This is a genomic window from Psychrobacter sp. AOP31-B2-9 (assembly GCF_052378005.1).
Classification (GTDB): Bacteria; Pseudomonadota; Gammaproteobacteria; order Pseudomonadales; family Moraxellaceae; genus Psychrobacter.
Genome location: NZ_JBQSXG010000198.1, coordinates 1 through 4,305 on the forward strand (window position 1 = coordinate 1; position 4,305 = coordinate 4,305).

Annotated in this window: 7 protein-coding genes; 4 read left to right on the forward strand and 3 right to left on the reverse strand. The window is 41.4% G+C overall.

Features of this window, described 5'->3' with window-relative positions:
- Positions 1-85 precede the first annotated feature (85 nt).
- Positions 86-949: a DMT family transporter gene (locus ACT3SX_RS14155; protein WP_442440180.1), complete on the reverse strand. Its 864-nt coding sequence runs from the start codon at positions 947-949 to the stop codon at positions 86-88.
- A 147-nt stretch (positions 950-1,096) separates the two neighbouring features.
- On the opposite strand from ACT3SX_RS14155, the gene ACT3SX_RS14160 reads away from it, so the two are divergent.
- Both ACT3SX_RS14160 and ACT3SX_RS14165 read left to right on the forward strand, forming a co-directional pair.
- The gene (locus ACT3SX_RS14160) at positions 1,097-2,017 is read left to right on the forward strand and encodes a LysR substrate-binding domain-containing protein (RefSeq protein WP_087041102.1); all 921 of its coding nucleotides are present in this window, start codon (positions 1,097-1,099) and stop codon (positions 2,015-2,017) included.
- A gap of 187 nt (positions 2,018-2,204) precedes the next feature.
- Positions 2,205-2,819, forward strand: coding sequence for a DedA family protein (locus tag ACT3SX_RS14165; protein WP_058025961.1), 615 nt, complete (start codon positions 2,205-2,207; stop codon positions 2,817-2,819).
- Positions 2,820-2,861: 42 nt separating this feature from the next.
- Here ACT3SX_RS14165 and ACT3SX_RS14170 read toward each other — a convergent pair whose 3' ends face one another.
- Positions 2,862-3,179 (reverse strand): DUF4298 domain-containing protein, encoded by a 318-nt coding sequence (locus tag ACT3SX_RS14170; protein ID WP_226945179.1) that lies wholly within the window; start codon positions 3,177-3,179, stop codon positions 2,862-2,864.
- A 141-nt stretch (positions 3,180-3,320) separates the two neighbouring features.
- On the opposite strand from ACT3SX_RS14170, the gene ACT3SX_RS14175 reads away from it, so the two are divergent.
- Both ACT3SX_RS14175 and ACT3SX_RS14180 read left to right on the forward strand, forming a co-directional pair.
- Positions 3,321-3,662 carry an IS630 transposase-related protein gene (locus tag ACT3SX_RS14175; RefSeq protein ID WP_058025959.1) on the forward strand — a complete coding sequence of 114 codons (342 nt, stop codon included), beginning with the start codon at positions 3,321-3,323 and terminating at the stop codon, positions 3,660-3,662.
- Between the two features lie 43 nt (positions 3,663-3,705).
- Positions 3,706-3,852, forward strand: a complete 147-nt coding sequence (locus ACT3SX_RS14180) for a transposase (RefSeq protein ID WP_367651957.1) — start codon at positions 3,706-3,708, stop codon at positions 3,850-3,852.
- A gap of 10 nt (positions 3,853-3,862) precedes the next feature.
- On the opposite strand, the gene ACT3SX_RS14185 is transcribed toward ACT3SX_RS14180, so the two are convergent.
- A partial coding sequence (locus tag ACT3SX_RS14185; RefSeq protein ID WP_444761802.1) for an LrgB family protein occupies positions 3,863-4,305 on the reverse strand: 443 nt, incomplete at its 5' end.

Consider the following 4,305-nt stretch of genomic DNA (forward strand, 5'->3'; position numbering starts at 1 on the left):
ATAACATTTTAGTCTTATTCATAACTTTTATTATTTCTTATTATTTATGACACATCAGATTGATTAGGTTTTAAAAGCTATTATCCTACCCAGTTTTTTGTCTAAACCTCATAGATTCGAGAGTAGCTAGCCATATCAAAGGTAGGATAATCAGCGCAGACCCTACTAACAAAGTCATATTTGGTACTTCATTAAACCATATGATTCCAACCACCACCGCCCCTATTAAACCTGAGTATTCCGCACTAGAGACTTTGTACGCTTCAATGTGTCGATACACCTGTACGCATATACCTGCATAAATCAAAATGAATACATTTGAACTGGCGGCCGTAATCAATGAGCGCCAATCAAATGGCTGTCCTTCCCAAATAGCCAAACCAAGCGCGAATGGGATTCCTAATAAATTGGTCAAAAGTAGCGTTTGATAGACAGTATGATGTTGTGGAAGTTTACGAACTAACAGATTGTTTAGCGCCATGGTTACCGCCACTATAAGGGCAAACACCGCCCCTAAATTGATCTGTTTCGGTTGTACAATAACGAGGATACCAGCAAAACCTAATATAGAGGCTGCGATAGTCGGAAAGTTTAATCTGTCTTTATAAAATAAAAAACCCAGTGGTAATACAAATAAAGGGGCGGCATAAAAAATAGCATTCGCAGTCGCAAGAGGCAGTGCTTGAAGAGACAGTACCATAAATATCACACCCAATAACCACACGTGACTACGAACAAAGTGCCATTTTATATTACTGAATAACTTGTTCTTTTTATTAATTAAGCAAAATGGCAACAGCATTAAAACCGCTGTGCATTGACGAAACAGGATAAATTGATATACCGCCGTCTCAGAGGGCAAGGCCTTTATCAAGGTGTCTGAGAAGACCGCAATGATATTTCCTAGTACCAATAGCGTCATGGCAAATGCAACACTCATCTTTGGCATTTTTAGCCTCCCCGCCCTATTCAGAATTCAGAAACTGTTAAAACCCCAATGGGTTCATGCTGATTTAACGATCTGTCAGGCAGTATATTCAAGTAAGAGTATGATGTATAATGATATAAAACATATTTAGTATTACCTGAGGTAATAATGGATTTACCACCGCTGCGTGCAATACAGTGCTTCGAGTCCGTTGCACGGCTTAACAGCTTTTCAAAAGCAGCAGAAAGCCTCAATGTGACACAAAGTGCCGTGAGTCACCAAATACGCATCCTTGAAGAGTATCTTGGGGAAGCAATGTTTTACAGGCAAGGCCGGACCTTTTCGTTGACAGAGGTTGGTGAGCGTTATTTCACAGATGTGAGTGGCGCATTGGGTCTACTTTCAGATAGTAGTCAGATTATTAAACATGGAAAACCTGGGCGTATACGCTTAGCTCTGTACAGTTCAGTCGCAGTGAATTGGTTGATTCCTCGACTAGAAGACTTCTATAGACAGTATCCAGAAATAGAACTTACTTTAGATATGGTTAATCATCCCTCTGATTATAATGAGCAAAGGGCCGATTGTTATATCACCGTCGATCCTCCTCCACATGCTTTCATCAGTAAGTTTTTATTTGCTGAAACTTTATATCCTGTTTGTGGTCAAAAGCTTTGGGAGAAAATAAGAGATAAACCCCTTCCTGACGCATTGTGGCGGCATCCAATATTGTCTGTGAGATATGCAGATACGAGCGAGAATACAGCGGAGGATTGGCTGCGATGGTGTAAGGCAGGCGGATTTGAATTACCAAGCGATATAAAGATAAATCATTTTAGTCATGTACTATTAGCGATAGAAGCCGCACGGTACAATCTGGGTATTACTCTTACCAATAATTATATGATGCAGGATGATGCTTATAAACAAAATATCGTTAGAGTTCCAATGCATGAATTTCTAACAGGGGATAACTTTTACTTCGTTTGCAAGGAATTAAGGAATAATCAGGATGATATTATTAAATTAAGCGAATGGCTAGAATCCCAATGTAATGATACCCACCGAGCAAATCAAAGCAACCGATAACATCTTATTTTGGCATACCGGAGGCGCGCCGGCGCTATTTGCCTACGCTGATGATTTAGATATACGTTAACGAAACTTGCACAGCGCGTAAAACCTTCTAAATTGAAAAACCACTGATGAGCTAGTATCTTTTGCCTAAAGATTCGACTTAGCAGCAGTATTGTTCATTCTATTATAAAGGTTTTTTATGGGTCAAATCAGTGACTGGGTACTCTCTATCACGGCGAAGTTTGGCTACTTTGGCATTATCTTTGCCATGTTTGCCGAAAACGTCTTTCCGCCTATTCCCTCCGAGGTTATTATGCCTGCTGCTGGGTTTGCCGCCTCAAATGGTGAGCTTAATCTCATACTTGCCATACTAGCAGGGACGCTTGGCGCGGTACTTGGTGCGTTACCGCTGTACTATTTAGGCCGCGTGTTTAATGAAGAGCGCTTGATAGCCTTAACCAAAAAATATGGCAAATTTGTTTTTGTAAAACCTGACGATATCAAAGCTACCAATGAGTGGTTCGATAAGCACGGTAAAAAAGCGGTATTCTTTGGTCGTATGGTGCCTGGTATCCGCTCGTTCATCTCGATTCCTGCCGGTATGAATAATATGCCGATGCTACCGTTTTTGGGGCTCTCCGCACTTGGTGCAAGCATTTGGACGACAGGTCTGACGTTCGCGGGTTACTATATGGGCCAAAACTACGAGGTTATTGAATCGACGCTCGCCCCTTACTCGACAGGTATTGGCATCCTTATCGTTGTCATTATTATTGGTTGGTTTGTAAAGCGGCGTTTATCTGATAAACACTAACAAACGCGCAGGCCGATAATCACTAAGTGCTAACGCCTTGATCTACTTGTCGATAGCGTCCAACCCTAAGCGCATCCAAGTAATCGCCTGCTCTTGATGCTCTGTCATCGCATTCCAAATACCGTCTTCGCTAAAGATAGAATGAGCCTCACCAGAGTGCTTAATCGTGACATCAGCCTCACGATCTTGTATCCACTGCGGACTTAAATAATACTCTTGTACCTCAGACAGTAGCGCTTCTGCCTCTCTCCAATCTTGCTGCGCCTGTAATAATTTTGACTGTAGAGCAGACCAACGCTCAAATTTGTGTTGTATGTCTTGTGGATCAATGTCTTGTGGATTAATAGCTTCGCTCATCATATAACTCCTATTTATAGTTGCAAAAATCTCTTTAGAATTTCAAATCAGCTAATACCTTGTCTTTACCTGTGATAATTCAAAGTATAGTAAACCCTACCAAGAACTGTTACGATAATTCTAAATTCCAGCTCGCTAATTACCATGACATACCCCATTACCCTTCGTAAAAAGGTACTACAGTCTCTTGAACAAGGCATGAGCGTGCGCACCGCAGCCAAGCTTTATGATATGAGTCCCACCACCATTATTAACTGGAAAAAAGACATCAGTATCAAGCCCATCGTCAGAGCACCGCGCAAAATATCTAATGATGCCCTAAAACAAGACATTACTGACTATCCTGACGCTTACTACTATGAAAGAGCTGCTCGTTTGGGCTGTAGTAAATCCGGCGTAGAAGCTGCCATGAAAGCGAGGATAAAGCAAAGCACTGCTTTGCCCGAGTGCAAGGGGAGAGCTATGCTCGAGTACCAGATTTCATAAGAACAAACGTATCAAAAAGCTATTAAACCGACATGGTCACCGTATTCTATGGCTACCGCCTTACAGTCCTGATTTAAATCTTATTGAGAAGAAGTGGGCTGAAGTAAAAACGCTCAGGCAAGGCTGGGGTGAGAATAATCTAAATCACTTATTCAGCAATGTCTGCTGTTACAACTTTAAGTTGGATTGACTATATTTGTTTAAACTTGCCCAAATAACATTACGCCATGTATTAATGAAGGGCCTAAGAATACCATAAACAATCCCGCTAAAACCATTGTTAAACTAGCTATAACGCCCTCGTCCTCATTGCGCTGACTTGCCCGGGCTGTACCAAGACCGTGTGATGCATTACCAAATGCGATTCCATTTGCAAGATGTGAGCGAATACGAAAAAAAGTCAAAATCATATCCCCTAAAATCATTCCCACCATCCCTGTGATCAAAGTAAACAATGAGACTAAAGAGGAAGATCCGTGAATTTTTTCAGATAAGTCTAACGCAAATGGTGTCGATATTGAACGGGCCATCAAGCTATAGGTCAAGGTCTTATCAAAGTGGAACAAACCAGTGAATAGGTATATGCTTAAGACTCCCACCACCATCCCGACAGTTATGGAAGCGGTCAAAGCCAAAGCATGTC